The following is a 22,477-nucleotide window of genomic DNA, read 5'->3' on the forward strand; positions in this document are numbered from 1 at the left end:
GTGAATCCTCGGATGGGATCCGCTGGTATGGATGAAGTACCGTGATGGTTTTCTAATCAATTCGAGGCCGTGGTGAGGTACGGACGCCATGAGTTATGGCGTCATGTAATCCCGTCATGGCCGCCGATATAAGCATCGGAGGACCGTATCATGGCATCAACGAGCGACAGTAGATATTTCTGTTGTATGCGGAACGCTGTTCTATGGGCTTTTGCCGTGGGAGCTGCGGCCTTCGTCGGGGTCCTGCTCAACGCCGGAAACGCATCGGCACAGTCGGTGACCATCCCAGGGGTGGGGAAAATCGAGGTTCCTGACGAGATCGTACTACCTGCTATACCCGAAGGATTGCTTCGGAATCATCCCATCCTTCAGGTAGCGGACTCTCCGATCCCCGCTGAAAAGATACTGCCGGCTTCCTTCGAAGTTCCGGTCACCGAGATCTCGAATCAGGGTCCGGCTTCGGTAATCGATCTTCCGATGGACCTTCCGATGATCGATCTGCCGATTCCGGTGGATCTTCCCGAAATCGAGCTTCCATACCTCGGTGATCTTTCGCGAATGGAATTCCCTTTCCTCATGGGGAATCCTGAAATCATTCCATGGCCTTTGAACCCACCCGCTATGGTGACACCGGAGAAGACCGCCGGTGAGATCGCGATCGAAGCCGCGCAGAGCAAACTCGGCACTGCCTACAACTACGGGTCGACCGGCCCCGATGCCTTCGATTGCTCGGGTCTTGTGCAGTGGTCCTACCAGCAGGCAGGCGTGGATCTGCCGCGCACAAGCTATGCCCAGTTGGCGGCGGGTACCCCGGTATCGCTCGATGATCTGCAACCGGGCGATATGGTGTCGTTCTATAACGGTAGCCACTCCGCTTTGTACATCGGTGACGGAAAGGTCATCCACGCGATGACATATGGCACCGGTGTGACCACATCGCTGATCTCCTCGATGCCGGTTGCAGGTGCCTGCCGGTTCTGACCTGCGACACAGGGCATTTATCGCACCAGCGGGCCGTGCCGGTCCAAGTGCAGGTGGGTATATCCGGTGACGATAAGGCACACGATAGTGGCGGTGATCAGCATGGCCCAGCCAGGTACCAGCAGGCTCAGCAGACCGCCGAACAAAGCACCGAGCGCGAAGCACGCGTAGAGCAGAAAATAACCGAGCCAATCGGCGTAATCGCCACCACTGATGTGACGTTCGATGCCCTGGCCGAGTTTGACCACCGTGCCGGTAACGTAACTCAGCGGTACTGATACCTCTCCGTTCTGGACGAACGATGTGTTGAGGGCTCCTACCCCGAACGCGACGAACAGGATCGGCACGAACGCGATCCGCTCCGAGGCCGCGTGATACAGCAGAATGTCGAGAGCCGAGGCCACCGCGAGGCACGCGGTAGTGAGCAGGGTCGGTCCGTGCGGGTGTCCGGACCAATAGCGTCTTCGGCACCATGAGGCGACTACGACACCAGAAAGGAATGCCGCCAGCAACTCGATGGCTGCTATGGCCACCCGGGGTTCATCGTGGAAATGCCCGAGTACGGCTCGTTCGGTATTACCGGTCATGAACGTGACGAAATAGCCTGCTGTATGCATGAACGCCGCCGCACCGAGAAGGCCGGCGAGTGCGGCGAGCACCCAGGATAATCTGGCTTCCGCGTTGAAGAGTGCTGCTCTGCGACTGTCCTCCTGATCCGGCACGAAGGGCTCCTTCCAGGACAAGTGTGGTACCGCAGTGGCACAGGCTTGTTCTGCGTGATTCGTCTACCGGGAGCCTGAGGATTGCCAGCAGATCGCTGGAGATAGCTGAAACGCGTTCCGAGTGTTTCTCAGCTGCTCCGGACAGCGAACATGACGGCCGGATCAGGGCCGGTTCGGATCTTTTTGTGTCATAGCCGAGCCGCAGCTCGGGCTACGCGGGCTGATGTCACTCGGTTACCGTGAGGAAGTGGATGCACTGCTCGACTTTTTGTTGACCGAGCCTATTGCGACGACGCCGCTCGATGACATCGCTTCGGCATCGGCGCGACATCGAGTGGTCGCGAACCGATTCGACCGGACCGTCGATATCGCGATCGCTGGTGGCTTCGGCGCCGACCGACTCGGTTTCGCGTTTCTTTCCGGCTATCGAGAAGCGGTGCGGACGCTGATCCCCGACCTGCCGGATGACGAGCCGGTCGCCATGTGTGCGACGGAGGAAGGCGGTGGCCACCCAGCGGCGATCCGTGCCACGTTCACCGAACGGGCAGGCGGTTGGTCGTCGAATGGAACGAAATCATTCGTGACCATGGGTACTTTCGCCCGTCGGCTTATAGTGATAGCCAGTGTCGGTACCTCGCCCGAAGGCCGAAATCAGCTCCGCGCGGGCTTGATCGAGGCGCAAGCACCCGGTGTGTGCCTGACCGAGCATCCCGCCACCGCGTTCGCGCCAGAAGTTCCGCATGCCTCGGTATCACTCACCGATGTCCCGGTTCAGTTGTTGCCCGGCGATGGGTACCTGGACTATCTCAAGCCTTTTCGTACGATCGAGGATATCCATGTGCTCGCTGCCACACTGGGTTGGCTGATGCGCGTGGCCAGGGAATCGGACTGGCCGAAGCCGAGCAGACAACGGTTGCTGACCGCGGTAGCAGCTGTGCGCGGCCTGGATATCACTGTGCCTGGTTCGCCGGGGGTGCATATCGCGCTCGGCGGGGTCTTCGACTTCTTCGGCGATCTGCTCGGTGAATTCGGTCCGCTGTGGGAGCTGGCCGATCCGGCGACACAGCACCGATGGGAGCGCGATCGGCCACTGTTGGAGATAGCGGGGCGAGTGCGTGGACAAAGGCTCATCGCCGCATGGCGAGCCGTCGGACCGGATGCGGAACGGTCTCTCGGCGAATAGTGCGTGAGACCGACCCGGAAATTAGGAGCGGGCCTCGGCGAAGGGGGGGAGTTAGCCGAGGCCCGCGTAAGGTCGGCCCGGGGGGGAGGGGCCGACCTGAATGATGCTACTCGATGATCCGTAATTGTGGGTGCGTGGCGAGGGCCACTTTTCAAGTTTTTTCGGGTGGTCCAGTCCGCCGGTCGGTCGATAGCTACCGCTATCGACCGACCTGATGCCGTGGTCCGATGGCCTGTCGGTTGCCAAAGGCATTGGTGGACAGTCTTTTCCCTGCTCACGCTGGACTATGGATCCGAGCTTGTGCCGACGGCGATGACCTTGGCGTTCTGTTGCCACGACGGTCGAGCCGATGCCGATGCCGAAGCGTGCGTGTCGGCGCGGGTGTGGACCAATCGTGTCGCGTGTCACGCCTGTATGGCGCATGGTGCGGTGGCTGAATCTGTCGTACCTCGATGCGAACATGTGTTCGTGGTCGCTTACCTGGGAGATCGGGTCGAGGGTATTCGTTCGGTTCCGCGCTCTGTGCTCGGCCGGGCACGAGCGGAGTATCGGTCTACACCGATCGGGCCGGGATGCGGCCTTCTCGTGGCGCCGCTCGGCTCCGTTGTCACCGCTTGCCGGCGAAAAACCGGATGAACTTGTCGGTGACCGGGGCAATACTGGGTGCTGATACCCGGCTGCCCGCTCAGGACCGGCTCGTGTCCGGGTGTCTTGGCGTCGCATCGAACAGCATGTCGAACATCAACCTCAGGAGAATCATGCCCGACGCAATAGTGGCCGAGGGGCTGGTCAAGCGATACGGCCGGCTGGTAGCCCTCGATGGACTCGACCTTACGGTCCCGGAGGGGACTGTCACCGCACTGCTCGGACCGAATGGCGCAGGCAAGACCACTACCGTCCGGGTACTCACCACGCTACTGGTGCCGGATGCCGGGCAGGCCACAGTCGCGGGAGTCGACGTGCTACGTGAACCCCGGATATTGCGTTCACGTATCGGCGCGTCGGGACAGTACGCCGCGGTCGACGAATATCTCACCGGCTTCGAGAACTTGGAGATGGTGGGCCGTCTCTATCACATGGGCACAAAGCGAAGTAAGGAACGCGCGCGCGAATTGCTCGACCGCTTCCGGCTCACCGATGCCGCCGACCGCCCGGTCAAGGGATACTCCGGCGGTATGCGTCGTCGTCTCGACCTGGCGGGCGCACTGGTGGCGAATCCGCCCGTGCTGTTCCTCGATGAGCCGACCACGGGTCTCGATCCTCGTGCTCGCCTCGATCTCTGGGATGTCATCGAGGAACTTGTCGCAGGCGGAACGACGCTGCTGCTGACCACGCAGTACATGGATGAGGCCGACCGGTTGGCCGATTCCATCGCGGTCATCGACCACGGCAGGGTCATCGCCGAGGGGACCGCTGACGAACTCAAGGCCATGGTCGGTGGCGACCGCATAGAGCTCACCGTCGACCGAGTGGAAGCCATGGCGACGGTCGAGGCCGCGCTGAAGAGCTTGGCCGATGGCGAACTCCATCTGGAGCCGGGATTACGCCGGATCACCATTCCTGTCGCCGATGGATCGCAGGCACTGGTCGAGGCGATCGGCAGGCTGGCGGTGCACGATGTACGGATTCACGATGTGGGCTTGCGGCGTCCGTCGCTCGACGACGTCTTCCTTACTCTTACCGGCCATGAGGCGGTGCTGTCCGCCGATGGCGATGAGCACGAGAAGAACGAGGAATTGGAAACTGTGAAAGGAGCGGCTCGATGACCACGGCAGCCCCGGTCCTGGCGCGACCTTCGCTGGGCGAACGACTGTCGATGGTGGTCGGCGATAGTCTGACCATCGCGAAACGCAATGTTATCAAGATCAGGCGGGTTCCCGATGTCCTGATCTTCTCCACGCTTTCCCCGATCATGTTCGTGCTGTTGTTCGCCTACGTCATCGGCGCGGCCATCGACGTACCGGGCGGCTATCGCGAGGAATTCCTTATCGCGGGCATCTTCGCCCAGACCGTGGTGTTCGGTGCGACCTTCACCGGAGCGGGCCTGGCCGAAGATATGCAGAAGGGCATCATCGACCGGTTCCGTTCGCTGCCGATGGCGTCGTCGGCGGTACTGGCAGGCCGCACGATCAGTGATGTGGCGATCAATGTGGTCAGCCTGACGGTCATGTCGCTGACGGGTTTGGTCGTCGGCTGGTGGATCCGGGGTTCGCTACTGGACGTAGTGCTGGCGTACGTGCTGTTGCTGTTGTTCGCCTACGCGGTGTCGTGGATCATGGCCGTGGTTGGTCTGCTGGTGCAGACGCCGGAGGTGTTCAACAATGCCAGCTTCATGGTGATCTTCCCGCTCACCTTCATCGCCAACACCTTTGTGCCCATTGACAGGCTGCCCACGGTCCTGCGCGTGATCGCGGAGTGGAATCCGGTGTCCGCGCTCGCCCAAGCGACACGGGAACTGTTCGGCAATACCAGCCCATTGGCTCCGACACCGGATGCCTGGTCGCTTCAGCATCCGGTAGCGACCTCATTGATCTGGGTTGTCGTGATCTTGGTGGTGTTCGTGCCGCTGGCGCTGCGTCAGTACAAGAAGACGGTCAGCCGCTGATCCGAGCTGTTCGGATCAGCACTCGTGTTCCGCGTCGGCTCCCGCTAGGGGGTCGACGCGGAAACAGTGCGGGAGTGGCCGATCCGCGGCGGCGCGGCGGCCGGCTCCTGCTGTTGTGGTCGTCGGGCGCGAACCAGATAGACCACGCCACCCACCAGCGCGACAGTGGCCGCGGCAAGGAACCGGTTACGTGAAGAGAGTCGCAGGCGCCCCGAAGTCATTGGACCACTCTGGCATATCTCGGCGATTCATGCAGGAGGCCCAGCTCACGGCAGGGCCCGGCCGGTATCCCCGGTTCGCCCGCGGTCGTGGCACGATGGGCAGGGTGCTCTAGCCAGTGGTCACCACCCGAACGACCGAATGAGACTATGAACCCTCAGCCGCCTGCCCCGACGTGTGTCCGCCACCCGAATCGCCCGACCGGCCTGGCCTGCACCCGGTGCGGGCGGCCGTCCTGCGCGGAATGCCTGCGACCCGCGGCGGTCGGCCAGCATTGTGTCGACTGCCTGCGTCAGGATCAGCGAAGCGCCCGGCCGGTGCGCACAGTCGCCGGTGCACCGGCAGGCCGGGTTTCGGCGCCGTTGATCACCTACGCGCTGATTGTGATCAACGTGGTGATCTACCTGATCACCGCGGCGCAGGCGGGCAGCCTGACAGAGAATCAGTACTCTGCGCTGTTCTTCGACTGGGTGCTGTACGCGCCCGTGGTAGCACAAGGTGAATGGTGGCGAGTACTCGGTTCCGGATTCTTGCACTACGGTCCGCTTCATCTGCTGCTCAACATGTTCGCGCTGTATATAGTGGGCCGGGATGCCGAATTGGTACTCGGACCGCTGCGTTACCTCGCGGTGTATCTGGTTTCGTTGCTCGGCGGTGCGGCAGGCGTCATGGTGTTCGCGCAGAACAACCCCACGGCGGGGGCGTCGGGTGCGGTATACGGCCTGTTCGGTGCGATCACGGTCATTCTGATCCGGTTGCGGCGGAATCCGAATTCGATGCTCATCCTCATCGGCATCAACGTATTCATCAGCTTCTCCCTGCCCGGTATCTCGCTCTGGGGACACCTCGGTGGTCTGGCGGCGGGTACAGCCGCGGCGCTGGGCATCCTGTTCTTGCCCGGCTGGTTGCAGGTGAAGTCACAGGAAGCCGCGCGGCTGACCGGATGGGTCGCCGTGGCGGCCGTTGCCATCGCGGCGTTATCGGCGATAGCGGGGAGTGCTGCGATTCTGGCTGTCTGACAGGACAGTTCGCTTCACGTGAAACATCGGTTCGGCATATCGACACCCGATGGTGTGCCGGTTGGCTCGCCTTTCCCTGGTCGCGGTCAACGTGTCTTTTCTTCTGGCAGGCACAGTGTCTCGACCACATCGTGGTACACGTCTTCGGGAGCGGTGCCCAAATCCCAGCGACCGAAGATCAGCAGCCGCTCCGCGCCATCGCGCTCGACATCGAGCTCCAGTGTCGGCACCTTGCGCCCGAAGCGGCGGTAACTCACTATCCGGATACGGGTGATCCGATCAGTGGTGTATTCGTCTGCCCCGGTCAGGGTGCGGACCACTAAGCGCGGTCGGGTGCCGGACAGTGCGGACAGTCGCGGACGCTGCCGGAAGCCGAGCCCGGCAAGAGCGAGTAGGCCGATGGCTGCCAGCCCGACGAGTAGACGACTGGCAGCGTCGGCGGTGAAGACCGCGGCGGCAGCGAGGACGGTGCCGCCTGCGGCGACCGCGATGAGTGCGGCGGTCGGGGTGGTCCACGCCATCCCGGGTTCATCACGGGCCCATGCGCCGGAATCCGGAGGCTTCGGAGTCAAGACACTCCCTCATCGCTTTTCGAGTTGTCCACAGATTCATCCACAGGTGTGCATGAATGACATAACTGTAATCCGCGGTAGTGCCGGTGGCTCAACGCCACCGCATTGTCATGATGAGGCCTATCACCATGAGTCCGAAGCCGATCAGGAAGTTCCACGCGTTGAGATCGTTCATCCAGCTGATCTGCTCGGCCGCCAGGTAGTAGACGAGCAGCCAGAGCAGCCCCGCGAGCATGAATCCGAGCATGATGGCCACGTACCATGTCGGAGACGGACCGGCCTTCACCTTCACCGGGGTCCGGCTGGCAGGATTGATCGTGTAGTCGGTCTTCTTACGGACCTTCGACTTGGGCATGACGTCCTCGTATTCGGCGTACAGGTCGGGTACCGGCGGGCGGATTCATGTCGAGTTGTCTGCCGAGCAGACCCGCCGCTGCGGACGAGGCTGTGGCACCCGCCGATGTGTCTCTAGGCTATCCCAACTGGTAATGGATGAGACGTGGCGCCGTGCGGGGACGTAATCTCGATGCCATGCGTGTTCTGGTCGTCGACAATTACGACAGCTTCGTCTTCAACCTGGTGCAGTATCTCGGGCAACTGGGTGTCGATGCTGTCGTTTGGCGCAACGATGATCCGAATCTGGCCGACGGCGCGGTTGTGGACGACTTCGACGGTATCTTGATCAGTCCCGGTCCAGGTACCCCGGAGCGAGCGGGCGCCAGTATCCCCCTGGTGCACGCCTGTGCCGAGCACGGCGTCCCACTACTCGGGGTATGCCTCGGCCATCAAGCGATCGGTGAAGCATTCGGCGCTACTGTGACCAGGGCTCCCGAGTTGTTGCACGGCAAGACGAGCGAGGTGTTCCATATCGGTGCCGGTGTGCTGGCCGGTTTGCCGGACCCGTTCACGGCCACGCGATATCACTCGCTCACTGTGCTCGAGGACACTCTGCCACAGGAGATCGAGGTGCTCGGCCGCACCGAGAGCGGGATCGTGATGGCCGTGCGGCACCGCACGCTGCCTATTCACGGGGTGCAATTCCATCCGGAATCAGTGCTGACTCAGGGTGGGCACCGTATGTTGGCGAACTGGCTCGGGGTGTGCGGGCAACGGCCTGCCGAAGGGTTGGTGCAGTCGCTGGAGGCTGAGGTCGCCGCATTGGCGCTGCAGTGATCTGTCTGGGATGCGAGCGGCGGTGTCGCTGACCCGCCGCCGCACCGGTCCGAAATCTAGGGACGTCCGTAGACCGCGGTCATGAATTCCCCGAGCTGGTTGTCGTCGAGGTGTCTGGCCAGGTCCGCTTCACTGATCATGCCGACCAGCTGACTGTTCTCGATCACCGGTACGCGCTTGATGCGATGAGTTTCCATTTCGTCCAGGACGATCTCGATGTCGGCATTGGCGTCGACCCATCGTGGCGTCGCTTCGCACAACTCTTTGACCGGCGTATCAGCGGGTGACTTGTCTCGGGCGATGCATTTGACGACGACATCACGGTCGGTGACGATGCCGCACATCCGTTCGTTCTCATCCGAGACGATCAGGGATCCGACGTCGAGCTCAGCCATGAGGCGGGCGGCGTCCGCGACAGTCTCATCCTTGTGGATCCACCGCGCTCCTGGCTTCATGATGTCCTTGGCAACAGTCATGAGCTACCTCCTTGGTCATCAGTCAGTTGGCCCGCATTCATCGGGAGCAAGGAAATTCTCCCGCCGACCGCACCGGCCCGATAGTGGTTCGCCTGATTCGGTTGCTATCGAATCGGTATCTCGTCCGGTGCCGCGCAGACACTCCGGAGCGTCAGGTGAGCGTACCGATCGTGATGGCGATATCGGCGTTCTTGTCGACGGCAGAGCCCGCTTGTGGTTGCTGAGCAACGACGCGACCCACATTGCCCGGATCGAACACCGTGTATTGGCTGATCTGTGAGGTGCTGCCGTTCCATCCGTTCTGTCGCAGCTTGTCCACCGCTTGTGCGGGGGTCAGCCCCCTGATCTCCGGCATGGTGATCTGATTGCCCGCGGAGACCTGAATGATCACGGTCGATCCCTTATCGGCTGTCGAACCACCTGCCGGTTTGGTACCGAGCACTTCGCCCTTCGGCCGGGATGAGTCGACTTCCTGGATCTGAACCTCGAAGTTGGCTCCCTCGATATTCGGTTGCGCGATATCGATCGACTGGCCGACCACATTCGGGACCCGCACCTTCTCGGGACCCGCACCGATAATGACCGTAATGGTTCGGCCCACATCGACTCGGGAGCCTGCCGTGGGATTGGTGCCGATCACTTTATCGGTGTCCTGAGTGCTGGATGGTTTGCGCTCCGCGTTCGGATCCATCTGCAGTCCTATGGAGTTGAGCTTCTGCTCGGCCTCCTGCTGGTTCAGGCCATCGAGTTTCGGCACCTGTACCTGGGCTGGTCCTGAGGAGACCTGGACGGTGACGGTGCTGCCTTTATCGATGCGCGAACCACCAAGTGGCCGCGTGGTGATCACATTGCCGGTCGCGACCTTGTTGTCGGCCTGCTGTTGGATCGACACGGTGAATCCGAGCTCCTGCAGAGTTTCCTGGGCCTGCTGGGAGGACTTGTTCGCCAGGTCGGGTACGGCTACTTGCTCTGGTTCGCTTCCCGGGCCTACCAGTACCCAGAACAAGCCGAGCACCACGGCTATCGCCGCGACAACGCCGAGCGCGATGTACCCGATACGACTCGGAGTGCTCGGCTCGGCCGGATCTTGCTCGGCGGTATCGTCGTCCCGCTCGATGGTGTGGTGGCTGTGCGGATCATGCTGAGTGGGACCGAGGATGGTGGTGCGATCCTCATCGGTCAGCACCATCGGGGCGCTCGGCTTCTGTCCACCGAGAACCCGGATCAGATCGGCACGCATCTCGGCCGCACTCTGGTATCGGTTGGCCGGATTCTTGCTCATCGCTTTGAGTACGACCGAATCCAGTTCGCGCGGTACCCCGGAGTGGACATGCGAGGGGAGCCGAGGATCCTCTCGGACATGCTGGTAGGCGACGGCGATCGGTGAATCACCGGTGAACGGCGGCTCACCGGTGAGAATTTCGAACAGCACGCAGCCGACGGAATAGACGTCCGAGCGGGCATCGACTGTTTCGCCACGGGCCTGTTCCGGCGAAAGATACTGAGCGGTGCCGATGACCGCCGCGGTCTGTGTCATCGGGTTGGAGCTGTCGGCAATCGCGCGGGCGATACCGAAGTCCATGACCTTCACCGCGCCGACCCGGTTGAGCATGATGTTGGCCGGCTTCATATCGCGATGCACGATTCCGGCTTTATGGCTGAAGTCCAGCGCGGCACAGACATCGGCGATGATCTCCATCGCGCGCCGCGGCGGCAGCGGACCCTTGCCGCGCACGATATCGCGCAGCGTGTCGCCGTCCACGTATTCCATCACGATGTAGGGCAGCGGGCCGCCGTCCATCTCGGCCTCGCCGGTGTCGTACACCGCGACGATCGCCGGATGGTTGAGCGCGGCGGCGTTCTGCGCCTCACGTTTGAACCGGAGGTAGAACGTGGGATCGCGCGCCAAGTCCGCGCGCAGCACCTTGATCGCCACGTCTCGGCTCAACCGCAGGTCGCGTGCCTTGTGCACCTCGGACATGCCACCGAACCCGATGATCTCGCCCAGCTCGTAGCGAGAGGAGAGGTTCTTCGGGGTTGTCATGGTTGTCCTTGCGAAGAAGTATTGGATGCGCTGTCGGTCACCGAGAGTCCTCTGGCGCTGGGAATCTCCGGGAGTGTCATGTCGATAGTGGGCACAAGGGTCCGGTTCAACCGGGTGGTCGGCGGGGGATTCGTGGTGCTCAGTGCTGTGGTGGTAGCCGTAGGGGTTGTGGTCGGTGCCGTGGTCGTCGACGGTGTGGTGGTAGGTAGTGGCGTTGTTGTCGGCGCCGTGGTGGTTGCCGGTGGTTCAGTGCTGGTCGGTGCCGGGATGGTTGTCTCAACCGGCGGCGGAGGAGGGGGTGGTGGTACGAACTGGGGGGTGGTCGTAGTGACCACCGATGGGGCAGGCTTCTGGCTCGACTGGGTGGCCGGGGCCGTCGGCGTCGGCGACGGTGTCGAACTCGGCTGGGGGTCACCGCCGAACACCAGGAAGACCGCGGCCGCGGCGAGCAGCACGGTACCGGCACCGAGCCCGGCCAACCACTTCTGCGTCGGGGTGAACCGGGCGCCGTCTCCTGGTGGTTGATGTCCTGTGCTCTGGTTCAGCATCGTGGCTTGCGTCTCGGCCGCACCGGCACGATGCGACGCTCCGGCCACCTGGGTCCGGAAGTTCGTCGCGGCATCGTCGAAGTCTGTTGCTGTGGAGGGTATTACGGCGGTAGGGCTCGGTGGCGCTACTCGAGAAGCGCTGAGCGGGGGTGCGGCGTGCCCGGCGCTTTGCGGTGGCGGTGGGCGGCGGCCTGCCCGCACCGCGGCGACCGCGTCGGCGAACTCACCGCCGCGGGCGTAGCGCCGTGCCGGATCTTTCTCCATCGTGATCTCGATCAGCTCACGTACGTTGCCGGGGAGATCCGATGGCATCGGGGGCGGGGTGTCGCGGACATGCTTCATCGCCACAGTGATCGCACCGTCTCCGGTGAAGGGGCGTTGCCCGGCGAGCGCCTCGTATCCGACCACACCGAGCGAATAGACGTCGCTTGCCGCGGTGGCGTCTTCACCGACTGCTTGTTCGGGTGCGATGTACTGGGCGGTGCCCATCACCATGCCGGTCTTGGTCACCGGGGAGGCATCCACTGCCTTGGCGATGCCGAAGTCGGTGATCTTCACTTGGCCGGTTGGTGTGACCAGGATATTGCCCGGTTTCACGTCACGATGCACTACGCCGACGCGGTGCGCCACATCGAGCGCGCGCCCGGTCTGCTCCAGCATGTCCAGGCCCTGGGCCACCGATAGCCTGCCGAGCCTGCTGAGTACAGCGTTCAGCGGTTCGCCTTGGACCAGCTCCATAACCAGATAGGCGGTTTCACTGCCCTGTGGGTCGGTGGTCTCGCCGTAGTCGTAGATACCGGCGATACCGGGGTGATTCAGCTGTGCGGTGGTCTTCGCCTCGGTGCGGAACCGCTGCCGGAACGTCGGGTCGGCCGAGAACTCCGACTTGAGCACCTTGACCGCGACCCTGCGGTCGAGCCTGGTGTCAAGGGCTTCCCAGACCTGGCCCATGCCGCCGGTCGCGATCAGTCGCTGCAGCCGGTACCGCTCGGCGATCGTGGCACCGTTGTTCAGCATCGAGATACCCGCACCTTCACTCGCCCATCCATATCGTTCAGCCCCTTCGAAGACCCGCGTCGAGGACCGCGCGCGCTACTGGCGCGGCCACCGAGCCGCCGGTTGCGGCAAGCGCCCGGTCCCCACCGTCCTCCACGATCACCGCGATGGCGATCTTCGGGTTCTGCGCGGGAGCGAACGCTATGTACCACGCGTGTGGCGGCGTGTTACGCGGATCGGTTCCATGCTCCGCTGTGCCGGTTTTGGAAGCGATCTGATAAGGGGACCGACCGCCTCCAGTGGTGTTGTTCTCCGACGCGATCATCAGGTCGGTCAGGGTTGACGCTACCTCCGCACTGACGGCCTGCCCGACAGAGACCGGCTTGGTCTTGGAAAGTTCGCTCAAGTCCGGGCCCTGCAGCTGATCTACCAGGTACGGCTTCATCCGGACACCGCCGTTGGCGATGGTCGCCGCGATGACCGCGTTGTCCAGCGGGGTCAACGCCACATCGCGCTGCCCGATACTGCTCTGGGCCAGCGCGGCATCATCGGGGATCGTGCCGACGGTGCCACTCTTCGCTTCCATCGGGATGTACTGCTGTTCATCGATGCCGAACGCGGCCGCTTCGTCCTCGAGATTCGCGGCGCCCACCTCGATGCCGAGTTCGGCGAACGCGGTATTGCACGACCGCCGGAACGCCTCGTAGAGCGAAGCGGTCGGCTCGGGTCCGCAGGTGGAACCGTCGTAGTTCTCCAGCGTGGTCGTGGTACCGGGCAGGGTGATGTTCGGTGCGGCGGTGAACTGGTCGTCGGGTGTGGCGATGCCATTGGCCAGCGCAGCGGCCGTGACCACGACCTTGAACGTGGAGCCGGGTGGGTAGGTCGCCGAGATAGCGCGGTTGAGCATCGGCTGGCGAGGATCGGTGTCCAGCGTCTTCCATGACTGGGTGACGCGTGCGCCGTCGTGGCCGGACAGCAGATTCGGGTCGTAACTCGGTGTCGACACCATAGTGAGAATCTTGCCGGTGCTCGGTTCGATCGCCACGACCGAGCCGGTATATCCCTTGCTGGTCATCTGTTCATAGGCGATCTGCTGCATGATGGGATCGAGCGTGGTGAGCACATTGCCGCCGCGTGGATCCCTGCCGGAGATCAGATCGATGAGGTGGCTGCCGAACAGTTGGCTGTCCGAGCCGTTGAGCACGGCGTCCTCGGTTCCCTCCAATCCGGTGCTGCCGTATTGCATCGAATAGAAACCTGTAACAGGTGCGTACGCTTCGGGATCGGTCGGGTAGGTGCGCAGATACTTATAGCGGTCATCGGTCGCGACAGAGCTGGCCAGCACGGTGCCGCCTGCCGAGATCTGTCCGCGTTGCCTGGAGTACTCATCCAGCAGCACCCGATTGTTGCGTGGGTCGTTGCGGTAGTCATCGGCCTTGAACACCTGGACGTACGTGATATTCGCCAGCAGTGCGGCGATCATCACCATGACGGCGACCGCTACTCGGCGCAGTGGAGTGTTCATGTCGCGGAACCCGCTTCCGGTCGTGTCGCATCGCGGCGCAGTAGTTCGGTCTGCGCGTCGGAGATCGGCGCAGGTTCCTTCTTCCGCACCGGCGCGGGCGCGCGGGCGGCGTCGGAAATTTTGATCAGTACCGCGAGCAATGCGTAGTTGGCCAGCAGCGAGGATCCACCGTAGGAAATGAACGGTGTGGTCAGACCGGTGAGCGGAATCAACTTGGTGACGCCGCCGACCACGACGAACAGCTGGATCGCGAGCGTGAACGACAGGCCCGCCGCGAGCAGCTTGCCGAAACTGTCACGTACCGCGAGTGCGGTACGCAGGCCACGGACGATGAACACCAAGAACAGAACCAGGACCGCGGTGAGCCCGATCAGCCCGAGTTCCTCGCCGATCGTGGTGACGATGAAGTCGGTTTTGGCGAAGGGCACCTGATCGGGCCTGCCATTGCCGAAGCCGGTTCCCGCGAGACCACCGGTAGCCAGGCCGAACAGTGATTGTCCGATCTGGTATCCGGTGTTGTAGTAGTCGTCGAACGGATGCAACCAGGTCGATACCCGGACTCGGACATGACCGAACATCTGGTAGGCGAAGAAGAACCCCAGCGCGAGCAGCGCACCGCCGATGATCAGCCAGCCCACCCGTTCGGTGGCGATGTAGAGCATCACCAATACGGTGCTGAAGATCAGCAGCGAGGTGCCGAGATCCTTTTCGAACACCAGCACGCCGATGCATACGACCCAGACCGCCAGGATCGGGCCGAGATCGCGGCCGCGGGGCAGCTCTGTGCCGAGTACTCGACGGCCCGCTGTGGTGAACAGCTCGCGCTTGGCGACCAACACCGATGCGAAGAAGATGATCAGCAGGATCTTCGCGAATTCGCCCGGTTGGACGCTGAATCCGGGCAGCCGGATCCAGATCTTCGCGCCATTGGTCTCGGAGAACCTGTTGGGCAAGATGGCCGGAATCGTCAATGCGACAAGGCCGATCAGACCGAGGGTGTAGCTGTAGCGAGCCAATGTGCGGTAGTCACGCAGGATGATCAGCACAGCGATGAAACCGATCATGCCCAGCGAGGTCCACAGGATCTGCTGAGTGGCGTCCGGAGACGGAATCGCCCACGAGTTATAGGCGGCTTCCTCCTGATCGGCCAGGTCGAGCCGATGGATCAGAACGAGCCCGAGTCCGTTGAGCACCGCCACGATCGGTAGCAACAGCGGGTCGGCGAATGGGGCGAACCGGCGTACGGCCGCGTGCGCGATTGCGAACAACGCCAGATACGCCAGACCGTATTTAGCGATATCCCAGGTGATCGACTGTTCCTGGCTGGCTTCGACCAGAAAGAGCGCGACGGTGGTGATCACCGCTGCCGCGGCCAGCAGCAGCAGCTCGACATTTCGTCTGGTACTCGGCGGTGGCGCGGGAGCAAAGCCGCCCGGCGGACTGGGAAAAGCCCCAGCCGGCGGCGGGGACGGTGCGGACATCAGTCCGTCACCCGGCAGTTCTCCCCGGCGATCTGGGGATTCTGCGATGTGGTCGGTGGTGGCGCGGTAGATGCGGGGGGTTCTGGCTGTGTCGGCGCTTCGATCTCGGAACCATTGACTTCACCCTGGCCAGGAGCAGGCGCGGGCACGGCATCCGTTGGAACCGGCGTCGTCGGGGCAGCCGGTGCCACCACCTCGGGTTGTGGTACCGATTCCTTGACCGAGCACGGCGGTAACAGCTCTTGCTGGGCGAGATATGCCATCGAGTCCTTGGCCTTCTCCAGCGAACTCGGCGGCAATCCCTTGGCCACTTGTTCGCGACCGGTCTGTTTCAGGTCGGCGACCTCCAGCGGCTTACATGAGGGCGGCAGTTCCGTGCCGGGTTCGGCCAGGGTGAGTTCGCCCGCGCTGGTCACGCAACCAACCAGGCTCACGTCATGGATCGAGTAGCCGAGGATCGATCCGGGCAATCCGCGCAGGATCACCACTGAACCGTTATCGGCTCCGACGTAATAGTTACTACGAATCGTCTTGTAGCCGACGAGGAGCCCAGCGGCGACCGCGATGATCAGCGCCAGCAGCAGCACGATCCACCGTAACCGGTGGGATTTCTTGGCCGGTGGTTCGGGAGTTATGGTGGCGCGCCGCGGTGCGGCGGGCGGTGGACGAAGCGCGGATGCGCGGCCCGCGGCCGTATTCGGCGGCGGCGTGTCCTCGGCGACGCCGGATGCCGCACCGGCCACAATCGGGTGACTCTGGCCGTAGTCCAGATCGATGACATCGGCTACGACGACGGTCACATTGTCGGGACCGCCGCTGCGCAGCGCGAGTTCGATGAGCCGATCAGCGCATTCGTCGGTGCTGCCCTCGCGCATCGTATTGGTGATGGTCTCGTCGCTGACCACGTCCGAGAGACCATCGGAGCACAGCAGGTAGCGGTCGCCGGCGCGCGCCTCACGCATGATCAACGTCGGCTCGATCTCGTTACCGGTGAGCGCGCGCATGATCAGCGAACGTTGTGGATGCGTGTGCGCCTGCTCCGGAGTGATTCTGCCCTCGTCGACCAAAGACTGGACGAAGGTGTCGTCTCTGGTGATCTGGGCCAGCTCACCGCCACGCAGCAGGTAAGCACGGGAATCGCCGATATGTACGAGGCCGAGTTTCTTGCCTGCGAACAGGATTGCGGTGAGTGTGGTGCCCATCCCGTCGAGCTGGGGCTCTTCCTCGACCTGATCGGCGATGGCGGCGTTGCCCTCTCGGGTGGCCGCGTCGAGTTTGCCGAGTAGATCGTCGCCGGGTTCATCATCGTCGAGATGGGCCAGTGCGGCGATCATCAACTGAGACGCTACTTCTCCGGCGGCATGGCCACCCATACCGTCGGCGAGTGCGAGCAGCCGCGCGCCCGCGTACACGGAGTCTTCGTTGTTGTCCCGGACGAGACCACGGTCGCTGCGCGCTGCGTAGCGGAGAACAAGTGTCACGATCGCAGCTCGATCACTGTTTTACCGATGCGGACGGGGGTGCCGAGTGGCACCCGGACGGCAGTGGTCACCTTCGCGCGATCGAGGTAGGTGCCGTTCGTCGAGCCGAGGTCTTCCACGTACCAATCGTCGCCACGGGGAGACAGCCGCGCATGTCTGGTAGAGGCGTAATCGTCGGCGAGGACCAGCGTTGAATCGTCCGCGCGCCCGATCAGCACCGGTTGGGTGCCGAGCGGGATACGGGTACCGGCGAGTGAACCTTGAGTCACCACAAGAAATCTGGCGCCCTTCTGGCCCCGGCTGAAGGACGACAACACCGCGGACCCGCGTGTGGCCCTGGGCTGAATCCGTATGCCGGATGCCGCGTAGATGTCGCTGCGCAGGGTGCGCAGCACAGCCCACACGAACAACCACAACAGCAGGAGGAACCCCGTACGGGTCAATTGCAGGATAAGTCCCTGCACGGCACTCCACCTCCTGTTCGACCGTGTATGTCGCTGCCGTAGGTGCGGTTCGGCTTACCCCACCAGTCTGTTGGCCTCGCCGGCCCCGGTGCCGCGCGTGTGTTGGCAGCATAATAGGGCTGTCGGTCGGCTCCGATCACGATACGACCGACAAACCCTGCGAAAGCCGTGGTGTGACCTGCATCGCGAGCTTACGGGATCAGACGATACGGATCAGGATCTCGGAGTGCCCGGCCCGGATGACATCGCCGTCGGCGAGCTGCCAGTCCTGTACCGGGGAACCGTTGACAAGGGTGCCATTGGTAGAGCCGAGATCGGACAACATCGCAGTCTGGCCATCCCAGCGCACCTCGATGTGCCTACGTGAGACACCGGTGTCGGGCAGCCGGAAGTGTGCGTCCTGACCGCGGCCGATGATGTTGCTACCTTCCCGCAGCTGATAAGTCCGGCCGCTGCCATCGTCGAGCTGAAGGGTGGCCGAGTAGCCGGAACCTGCCTGCGGTGCGGCGCCGTAACCTTGGCCGCCGTAACTCTGTGGGGCGCCGTAGCCCGGTTGCTGTGAGTATGCCTGGCCATAGCCACCCTGGTCGTCCTGGCCGTAGCCGTTCTGGTCGGCGTAGTCCTGGTCGGCGTAGCCAGGGTCGTTATAGCCCTGGTCACCGTAGCCAGGATCGTTGTATCCGGGCTGGCCGTAGCCCTGCCTGCCGTAGCCGGAATCGCCGTAGCCGGAATCGCCGTATCCTGGTTGTCCGTACCCTCGGTCGCCATAGCCCCGCTCGCCGTATCCTGGCTGTCCGTATCCTTGGCCGCCGTATCCTGGCTGTCCGTATCCCTGGCCGCCGTAGCCCTGCCTACCGTAGCCGGAATCGCCGTATCCCGGCTGTCCGTACCCTCGGTCGCTGTAGCCGGGCTGATCGTATCCTTGGCCGCCTTGCGGGTAGTCGTAGCCGTTCTGATAGTCGCCGTAACCCTGCTGTGCATCCGGGGCCTGGTGGTCCGCACCGTATGCGTCGTGGCCGTAATCGTCGCGGTACGCGCCGTTATGTGGACCGCCACGACCAGCGGGCGGTGGAGCGTACCCGCGGTTGCGTGGATCGGACTCCGCGGGCTCACGGCTCGGATCGTAGCCTGAGTTCTGCGTCATGGGGCCAGCTCCTGGTTGCGGGTTTGCGGGTCGTTGTGGCGGTGATTCGGGGCTATGAGCCGCGTTGGCTCCATGGCCGATGTCGGGATCGACGCGGCCGCTCGCCCTGAATTGTCCGGTGTGCAGCGTAGGTGATGCCTCGAACGCCACGTGTACTTCGCCGTAGGTCTGCCAGCCTTGCTCTCGGATGTAGTCCTGTAGATGTTTGGCGAATGCGCGGGTAGTGAGGTCGTGGTCGGCGTCGAGCTGCTTGTGATCCGATGAGTTGATCGTGATCACATAACTGTTGGGTGCCAGCAGATGGCCGCCGCCGAGGTCATGGACCCGATCGGCGGCCTCGCGTTGCAACGCTGCCTCTACCTCTTGGGGTACGACATTGCCGCCGAACACTCTGGCGAACACGTCACCGATAGCACCCTGTAGGCGACGCTCGAACCGTGAAACGATGCCCATCTCGGCCTCCCTTCGGTGAGCGTCTCTTTTCTGATTCGTAACAACGGCACGCGTGTATGGCGTGTCGTTTATCGACCACGTTCATTGCATGATATCCACGATCGTCCGTACCTGTAACTCTTGGCGAAGGTCCGGAGCTCTCAGGTCGCCCACCTCCGGTCAGGGCTTTGAAATGGCGATTTCGTATTCGCCGCGAGGGCGTGATACTGTCACCCAGTCGCTCGGGCGAGTGGCGGAATGGCAGACGCGCTGGCTTCAGGTGCCAGTGTCCTTCGGGACGTGGGGGTTCAAGTCCCCCTTCGCCCACAACGAACGCGGGCCACCGGCAAGAGCTTCCATCTTACCGGTGGCCCGCGTTCGTGGCATGTTCCACAAGAATCGAGTCGGATAGACCGCCGATTCGGGTAGGACACTGATGCGATAACCGGCCTTCGGCGCGCCGACCCTGGTTGAGGTGTCGTGGTGAGGTACTTCAACATGGCCGGTCCGTGTTATCCGGACCTGCACTACATGTTGCCTGCCGAGGAGCGGCTGCCCGACGCCAGGATGTACCTCGAGTTCGGGTTCTATTTCGTCGTCCATGCCCCGCGCCAGAGCGGTAAGACCACAGCGCTGCTCGGGTCGGCGCGCGAACTCACCGCCGAGGCGCATTACCTGGCGCTGTGTGTGTCGTGTGAGATAGGGCAGTCGTTCGGTAACGATATCGCCGCTGTGGAAGAGTCACTGCTCAGCCAGATCCGCAACAGCTGGATGGGTATCCGGCTCGGCTCGGCTCGGCCACCGGCACCTTGGTGATCTTCGATCGCCGTCCTGGCGCGGTGCCGATCGCCGAGCGCACCGTCTTCGCGGAGGCGCGGACACCGGCGGGCCGGGCGGTCACCGTGCTGCGCGCTTGAATCATCCCCTGCGCCGGGACAACGAGCAGAATCCGCGGAACGCTACCCCGGTGCTGTCCCTTTCATTGTCAGGCGATCTCGCCCGCCCCCGGTCAGCTCGGCTCGCTCACCGTCGGTTGTTCCCGCCGTGTCGCGGAGTGCGCCTCGATGCCGCCTGTGCTGCGTAGCGGCACCTCTTTCCAGAACAGCACCAATACCAGCGCCAGCACCGTCATGCCTGCCGCCCACAGGAATACCGTCGACATCGACTCAGCGAAGCCGACCTTGAACGGTTGGGCCAGGGTCGGGTTCAGCTGCTGGATCACCGAGCTGTCCTCGAGCACGTCGGCCGCCGCCGAGGTGTCGTGTACGACCAGGCCCCGTGACAGTGCCGCATCGGCAGGGTTGGGCGAGCGCAGGCCATCTAGGACTGCCTGCTGGTATTCCGGCTGGGTCGCCGCGGTACGCAGCTCGGTGCTGATGTTCGGCGTCAGCTGGGTGAACAGGATGGACAGGAACACTGCCACGCCGAGAGTGCCGCCTATCTGCCGGAAGAAGGTGGCCGCCGCGGTCGACACGCCCATGTCCTTCGGCGGCATCGCGTTCTGTATTGCCAGGGTCAGTGGCTGCATGAGGTTGCCGAGACCGAGACCGAGGATCGCCATGAAGATCATGACCAGCCACAGCCGGCTGTCGGCATCAATGTAGTGCAACAGGAACAGTCCGGTCGTCAGCAGTACGGCGCCGATCAGCGGGAAAATCCGGTAGCGCCCGGTACGCGAGATGACCTGGCCCGAGATCATCGAGGCGGTCATCATGCCGAACACCATGGGCAGCATCTGCAGACCCGCGATGGTCGGACTCGACCCGCGCACCACCTGCAGGTACTGCGGCAGCAGGCTGATACCGCCGAACATGGCCGCGCCGACAACGAAGGAAATCAGCACGCCTAAGGCGAAAGTGGTGTTCCGGAACATCCGCAGCGGGATCAGCGCGACATCGCCCAGCTTGGCCTCGATCACGATGAAAGCCGACACACCCGCCGCGCCGATCGCGTAACAGTACACCGAGTAGGCACTGCCCCAGCCCCATTCGCGGCCCTGTTCGGCGACCACCAGTAGCGGCACCAGGCCGACCACCAGCGCCAGCACCCCCCACCAGTCGATACGAAGGCCAGGCGCGGACCGCTTCGGCAGGTGCAACACCCGAGTCACCACGAACAGCGCGATCATGCCGAGCGGCACATTGACCAGAAACACCCAGCGCCAGCCGGTGACACCGAGCAGCGCTTCCTGACCGGCGAACAGGCCGCCGAGTACCGGGCCGATCACGCTGGAGGTCCCGAACATTGCCAGGAAGTAGCCCTGATAGCGCGCCCGTTCTCGCGGGCTGACGATATCGCCCATGATGGTCAGTGCCAGCGACATCAGACCACCTGCGCCGAGGCCCTGCAGCGCCCGGAAGCCGGCCAGCTGGTACATCGACCCGGCGAATGAGCACAACAATGAGCCGATCACGAAGATCGAGATGGCAGCCAGGTAGAACGGCCTGCGGCCGTACATATCGGAGAGTTTGCCGTACAGCGGCGTGCTCAGTGTCGAAGTGATCAGGTAGGCAGTGGTCACCCAGGCCTGCATGGAGTAGCCGTGCAGATCGTCGGCGATGGTACGAATCGCGGTCGAGACAATGGTCTGGTCGAGCGCCGCCAACAGCATGCCGAGCATCAGGCCGCTCATGATCACCAGGATCTGGCGGTGGGTGAAGCCGGAGTCCGATCCGGCTTCGGCGGAGTTTGTAGTTGTCACGAATGTTTCTCCGTCGCAGGGCTGTCCGGGTTCGAGGTGAACGCGGTGATGATGCCGGGCCGCGCCGTCTCGTAGTCATCGACGAATCGGCGTAGCTGAGTGGCGAACTGCTCGCGGTCCGCGGCGTCCCATTCGGCGAGGATGCGCTCCAGCATCTCGTTGCGGCGCCGACGCAGCTGACCGGCCAATTCCCGCCCCGAGTCGGTGACAACCAGGACGCTGACCCTGCCGTCATCCGGGTCGGCCCGCCGTTCGATCAAACCCCGCTTCACCAGGCTCGCCACTTGACGGCTGATCGTGGAAGCGTCCGAGTACAGCGCTTCGGCCAGCGCTCCAGAGCGCATCGGCCCGTCGCAGAGCAGTCGGAAGATGATCCCGTACGCGGCAACCTCGATCTCGCCGTGGGAGGCGGCGGCGATCTTCGCGTTGGTGCGCTCGCGGATACGGCTCAGCCGGACCAATTGCTGGGCGATCAGGTCGATCACAGCGTCGCTGTCCATAGGCCCTTCATCTTTTGCCCGCGGAACTATTTCATAGAAGAAATTAGTTGTATGTTCCAACTAGTTACTTCAAGCAACTATATCGCCGAGAGCAGCGGAAGCCAAGGGTGCTGAATACGGCTGCTCAGCAGGCGCTGCGACTTGCCGAGTCGTGATCCGGACACGAGCGAGCCCGCGGCAACTATCCGATCGCAGTTGTCGCGGGCGCCGG

21 protein-coding genes and 1 tRNA gene are annotated in these 22,477 nt (G+C 63.2%); 8 read left to right on the plus strand and 14 right to left on the minus strand.

The genetic code is table 11. The features are described from left to right. Window positions 1–477: 477 nt before the first annotated feature. Window positions 478–981 (plus strand): C40 family peptidase, encoded by a 504-nt coding sequence (locus ACL02S_RS20260; protein WP_412804037.1) that lies wholly within the window; start codon window positions 478–480, stop codon window positions 979–981. A 17-nt stretch (window positions 982–998) separates the two neighbouring features. On the opposite strand, the gene ACL02S_RS20265 is transcribed toward ACL02S_RS20260, so the two are convergent. Further along, the gene (locus ACL02S_RS20265) at window positions 999–1,703 is read right to left on the minus strand and encodes a YoaK family protein (protein WP_412804038.1); all 705 of its coding nucleotides are present in this window, start codon (window positions 1,701–1,703) and stop codon (window positions 999–1,001) included. Between the two features lie 247 nt (window positions 1,704–1,950). On the opposite strand from ACL02S_RS20265, the gene ACL02S_RS20270 reads away from it, so the two are divergent. From ACL02S_RS20270 to ACL02S_RS20280, 3 genes are all read left to right on the plus strand, one after another. Next, the gene (locus ACL02S_RS20270) at window positions 1,951–2,886 is read left to right on the plus strand and encodes an acyl-CoA dehydrogenase family protein (protein ID WP_412804039.1); all 936 of its coding nucleotides are present in this window, start codon (window positions 1,951–1,953) and stop codon (window positions 2,884–2,886) included. A gap of 758 nt (window positions 2,887–3,644) precedes the next feature. Continuing rightward, a complete protein-coding gene (locus tag ACL02S_RS20275) occupies window positions 3,645–4,652 on the plus strand; it encodes an ATP-binding cassette domain-containing protein (protein WP_412804040.1) in 1,008 nt (335 codons plus the stop codon). Beyond that, a complete protein-coding gene (locus ACL02S_RS20280; protein WP_412804041.1) occupies window positions 4,649–5,491 on the plus strand; it encodes an ABC transporter permease in 843 nt (280 codons plus the stop codon). Before ACL02S_RS20275 ends, ACL02S_RS20280 begins: the two co-directional genes overlap by 4 nt. Before the next feature lie 44 nt (window positions 5,492–5,535). On the opposite strand, the gene ACL02S_RS20285 is transcribed toward ACL02S_RS20280, so the two are convergent. Continuing rightward, window positions 5,536–5,712, minus strand: coding sequence for a hypothetical protein (locus ACL02S_RS20285; protein ID WP_412804042.1), 177 nt, complete (start codon window positions 5,710–5,712; stop codon window positions 5,536–5,538). Between the two features lie 147 nt (window positions 5,713–5,859). Between ACL02S_RS20285 and ACL02S_RS20290 the strand changes: the two genes are divergently transcribed. Further along, window positions 5,860–6,729, plus strand: coding sequence for a rhomboid family intramembrane serine protease (locus tag ACL02S_RS20290; protein WP_412804043.1), 870 nt, complete (start codon window positions 5,860–5,862; stop codon window positions 6,727–6,729). Window positions 6,730–6,815: 86 nt separating this feature from the next. Here the strand turns inward: ACL02S_RS20290 and ACL02S_RS20295 are convergent, their stop codons facing one another. After that, window positions 6,816–7,250: a PH domain-containing protein gene (locus tag ACL02S_RS20295; protein ID WP_412804096.1), complete on the minus strand. Its 435-nt coding sequence runs from the start codon at window positions 7,248–7,250 to the stop codon at window positions 6,816–6,818. A gap of 142 nt (window positions 7,251–7,392) precedes the next feature. Continuing rightward, on the minus strand, window positions 7,393–7,656 hold the full coding sequence (gene crgA / locus ACL02S_RS20300) for a cell division protein CrgA (RefSeq protein ID WP_412804044.1): 264 nt from the start codon (window positions 7,654–7,656) through the stop codon (window positions 7,393–7,395). Window positions 7,657–7,832: 176 nt separating this feature from the next. Here crgA and ACL02S_RS20305 point away from each other — a divergent pair, with 176 nt between their 5' ends. Further along, window positions 7,833–8,474, plus strand: coding sequence for an aminodeoxychorismate/anthranilate synthase component II (locus ACL02S_RS20305; protein WP_412804045.1), 642 nt, complete (start codon window positions 7,833–7,835; stop codon window positions 8,472–8,474). Window positions 8,475–8,530: 56 nt separating this feature from the next. Here ACL02S_RS20305 and ACL02S_RS20310 read toward each other — a convergent pair whose 3' ends face one another. The 8 genes from ACL02S_RS20310 to ACL02S_RS20345 form a co-directional block, all read right to left on the minus strand. After that, window positions 8,531–8,950: a CBS domain-containing protein gene (locus ACL02S_RS20310; RefSeq protein ID WP_412804046.1), complete on the minus strand. Its 420-nt coding sequence runs from the start codon at window positions 8,948–8,950 to the stop codon at window positions 8,531–8,533. A gap of 151 nt (window positions 8,951–9,101) precedes the next feature. Then, window positions 9,102–10,994 (minus strand): Stk1 family PASTA domain-containing Ser/Thr kinase, encoded by a 1,893-nt coding sequence (gene pknB, locus ACL02S_RS20315; RefSeq protein ID WP_412804047.1) that lies wholly within the window; start codon window positions 10,992–10,994, stop codon window positions 9,102–9,104. Further along, window positions 10,991–12,559: a serine/threonine-protein kinase gene (locus ACL02S_RS20320; RefSeq protein ID WP_412804048.1), complete on the minus strand. Its 1,569-nt coding sequence runs from the start codon at window positions 12,557–12,559 to the stop codon at window positions 10,991–10,993. Before ACL02S_RS20320 ends, pknB begins: the two co-directional genes overlap by 4 nt. A 37-nt stretch (window positions 12,560–12,596) precedes the next feature. After that, window positions 12,597–14,063, minus strand: coding sequence for a peptidoglycan D,D-transpeptidase FtsI family protein (locus ACL02S_RS20325; protein ID WP_412804049.1), 1,467 nt, complete (start codon window positions 14,061–14,063; stop codon window positions 12,597–12,599). Next, complete coding sequence (locus ACL02S_RS20330; protein ID WP_412804050.1) at window positions 14,060–15,544, minus strand: FtsW/RodA/SpoVE family cell cycle protein; 1,485 nt, start codon at window positions 15,542–15,544, stop codon at window positions 14,060–14,062. Before ACL02S_RS20330 ends, ACL02S_RS20325 begins: the two co-directional genes overlap by 4 nt. Continuing rightward, window positions 15,544–17,025: a PP2C family protein-serine/threonine phosphatase gene (locus ACL02S_RS20335; RefSeq protein WP_412804051.1), complete on the minus strand. Its 1,482-nt coding sequence runs from the start codon at window positions 17,023–17,025 to the stop codon at window positions 15,544–15,546. The genes ACL02S_RS20330 and ACL02S_RS20335 overlap by 1 nt, the downstream gene beginning before the upstream one ends. Then, entirely contained in the window at window positions 17,022–17,489 is a 468-nt protein-coding gene (locus ACL02S_RS20340) for an FHA domain-containing protein FhaB/FipA (protein WP_412804052.1), read from the minus strand. Before ACL02S_RS20340 ends, ACL02S_RS20335 begins: the two co-directional genes overlap by 4 nt. Before the next feature lie 199 nt (window positions 17,490–17,688). Then, window positions 17,689–19,086, minus strand: a complete 1,398-nt coding sequence (locus ACL02S_RS20345; RefSeq protein WP_412804053.1) for an FHA domain-containing protein — start codon at window positions 19,084–19,086, stop codon at window positions 17,689–17,691. Between the two features lie 223 nt (window positions 19,087–19,309). On the opposite strand from ACL02S_RS20345, the gene ACL02S_RS20350 reads away from it, so the two are divergent. Together ACL02S_RS20350 and ACL02S_RS20355 are read left to right on the plus strand one after the other, a co-directional pair. Further along, a tRNA-Leu gene (locus ACL02S_RS20350) sits at window positions 19,310–19,392 on the plus strand. Window positions 19,393–19,548: 156 nt separating this feature from the next. Further along, window positions 19,549–19,881: a hypothetical protein gene (locus ACL02S_RS20355; protein WP_412804054.1), complete on the plus strand. Its 333-nt coding sequence runs from the start codon at window positions 19,549–19,551 to the stop codon at window positions 19,879–19,881. Between the two features lie 193 nt (window positions 19,882–20,074). Here ACL02S_RS20355 and ACL02S_RS20360 read toward each other — a convergent pair whose 3' ends face one another. Together ACL02S_RS20360 and ACL02S_RS20365 are read right to left on the minus strand one after the other, a co-directional pair. Beyond that, entirely contained in the window at window positions 20,075–21,766 is a 1,692-nt protein-coding gene (locus ACL02S_RS20360; protein ID WP_412804055.1) for an MDR family MFS transporter, read from the minus strand. Next, on the minus strand, window positions 21,763–22,266 hold the full coding sequence (locus ACL02S_RS20365; RefSeq protein WP_412804056.1) for a MarR family winged helix-turn-helix transcriptional regulator: 504 nt from the start codon (window positions 22,264–22,266) through the stop codon (window positions 21,763–21,765). Before ACL02S_RS20365 ends, ACL02S_RS20360 begins: the two co-directional genes overlap by 4 nt. Window positions 22,267–22,477 lie beyond the last annotated feature (211 nt).

Source organism: Nocardia spongicola (assembly GCF_047200775.1).
GTDB lineage: Bacteria > Actinomycetota > Actinomycetes > Mycobacteriales > Mycobacteriaceae > Nocardia.

What these genes read in the sequence shown, in the direction of transcription:
- crgA (WP_412804044.1), bottom strand. Translation starts at nt 7,656, where the DNA reads ATGCCCAAGTCGAAGGTCCGTAAGAAGACCGACTACACGATCAATCCT.
- ACL02S_RS20310 (WP_412804046.1), bottom strand. Translation starts at nt 8,950, where the DNA reads ATGACTGTTGCCAAGGACATCATGAAGCCAGGAGCGCGGTGGATCCAC.
- ACL02S_RS20280 (WP_412804041.1), top strand. Translation starts at nt 4,649, where the DNA reads ATGACCACGGCAGCCCCGGTCCTGGCGCGACCTTCGCTGGGCGAACGA.
- ACL02S_RS20305 (WP_412804045.1), top strand. Translation starts at nt 7,833, where the DNA reads ATGCGTGTTCTGGTCGTCGACAATTACGACAGCTTCGTCTTCAACCTG.
- ACL02S_RS20330 (WP_412804050.1), bottom strand. Translation starts at nt 15,544, where the DNA reads ATGTCCGCACCGTCCCCGCCGCCGGCTGGGGCTTTTCCCAGTCCGCCG.
- ACL02S_RS20275 (WP_412804040.1), top strand. Translation starts at nt 3,645, where the DNA reads ATGCCCGACGCAATAGTGGCCGAGGGGCTGGTCAAGCGATACGGCCGG.
- ACL02S_RS20260 (WP_412804037.1), top strand. Translation starts at nt 478, where the DNA reads ATGGACCTTCCGATGATCGATCTGCCGATTCCGGTGGATCTTCCCGAA.
- ACL02S_RS20285 (WP_412804042.1), bottom strand. Translation starts at nt 5,712, where the DNA reads ATGACTTCGGGGCGCCTGCGACTCTCTTCACGTAACCGGTTCCTTGCC.
- pknB (WP_412804047.1), bottom strand. Translation starts at nt 10,994, where the DNA reads ATGACAACCCCGAAGAACCTCTCCTCTCGCTACGAGCTGGGCGAGATC.
- ACL02S_RS20325 (WP_412804049.1), bottom strand. Translation starts at nt 14,063, where the DNA reads ATGAACACTCCACTGCGCCGAGTAGCGGTCGCCGTCATGGTGATGATC.
- ACL02S_RS20365 (WP_412804056.1), bottom strand. Translation starts at nt 22,266, where the DNA reads ATGGACAGCGACGCTGTGATCGACCTGATCGCCCAGCAATTGGTCCGG.
- ACL02S_RS20320 (WP_412804048.1), bottom strand. Translation starts at nt 12,559, where the DNA reads ATGCTGAACAACGGTGCCACGATCGCCGAGCGGTACCGGCTGCAGCGA.
- ACL02S_RS20295 (WP_412804096.1), bottom strand. Translation starts at nt 7,250, where the DNA reads ATGGCGTGGACCACCCCGACCGCCGCACTCATCGCGGTCGCCGCAGGC.
- ACL02S_RS20290 (WP_412804043.1), top strand. Translation starts at nt 5,860, where the DNA reads ATGAACCCTCAGCCGCCTGCCCCGACGTGTGTCCGCCACCCGAATCGC.
- ACL02S_RS20345 (WP_412804053.1), bottom strand. Translation starts at nt 19,086, where the DNA reads ATGGGCATCGTTTCACGGTTCGAGCGTCGCCTACAGGGTGCTATCGGT.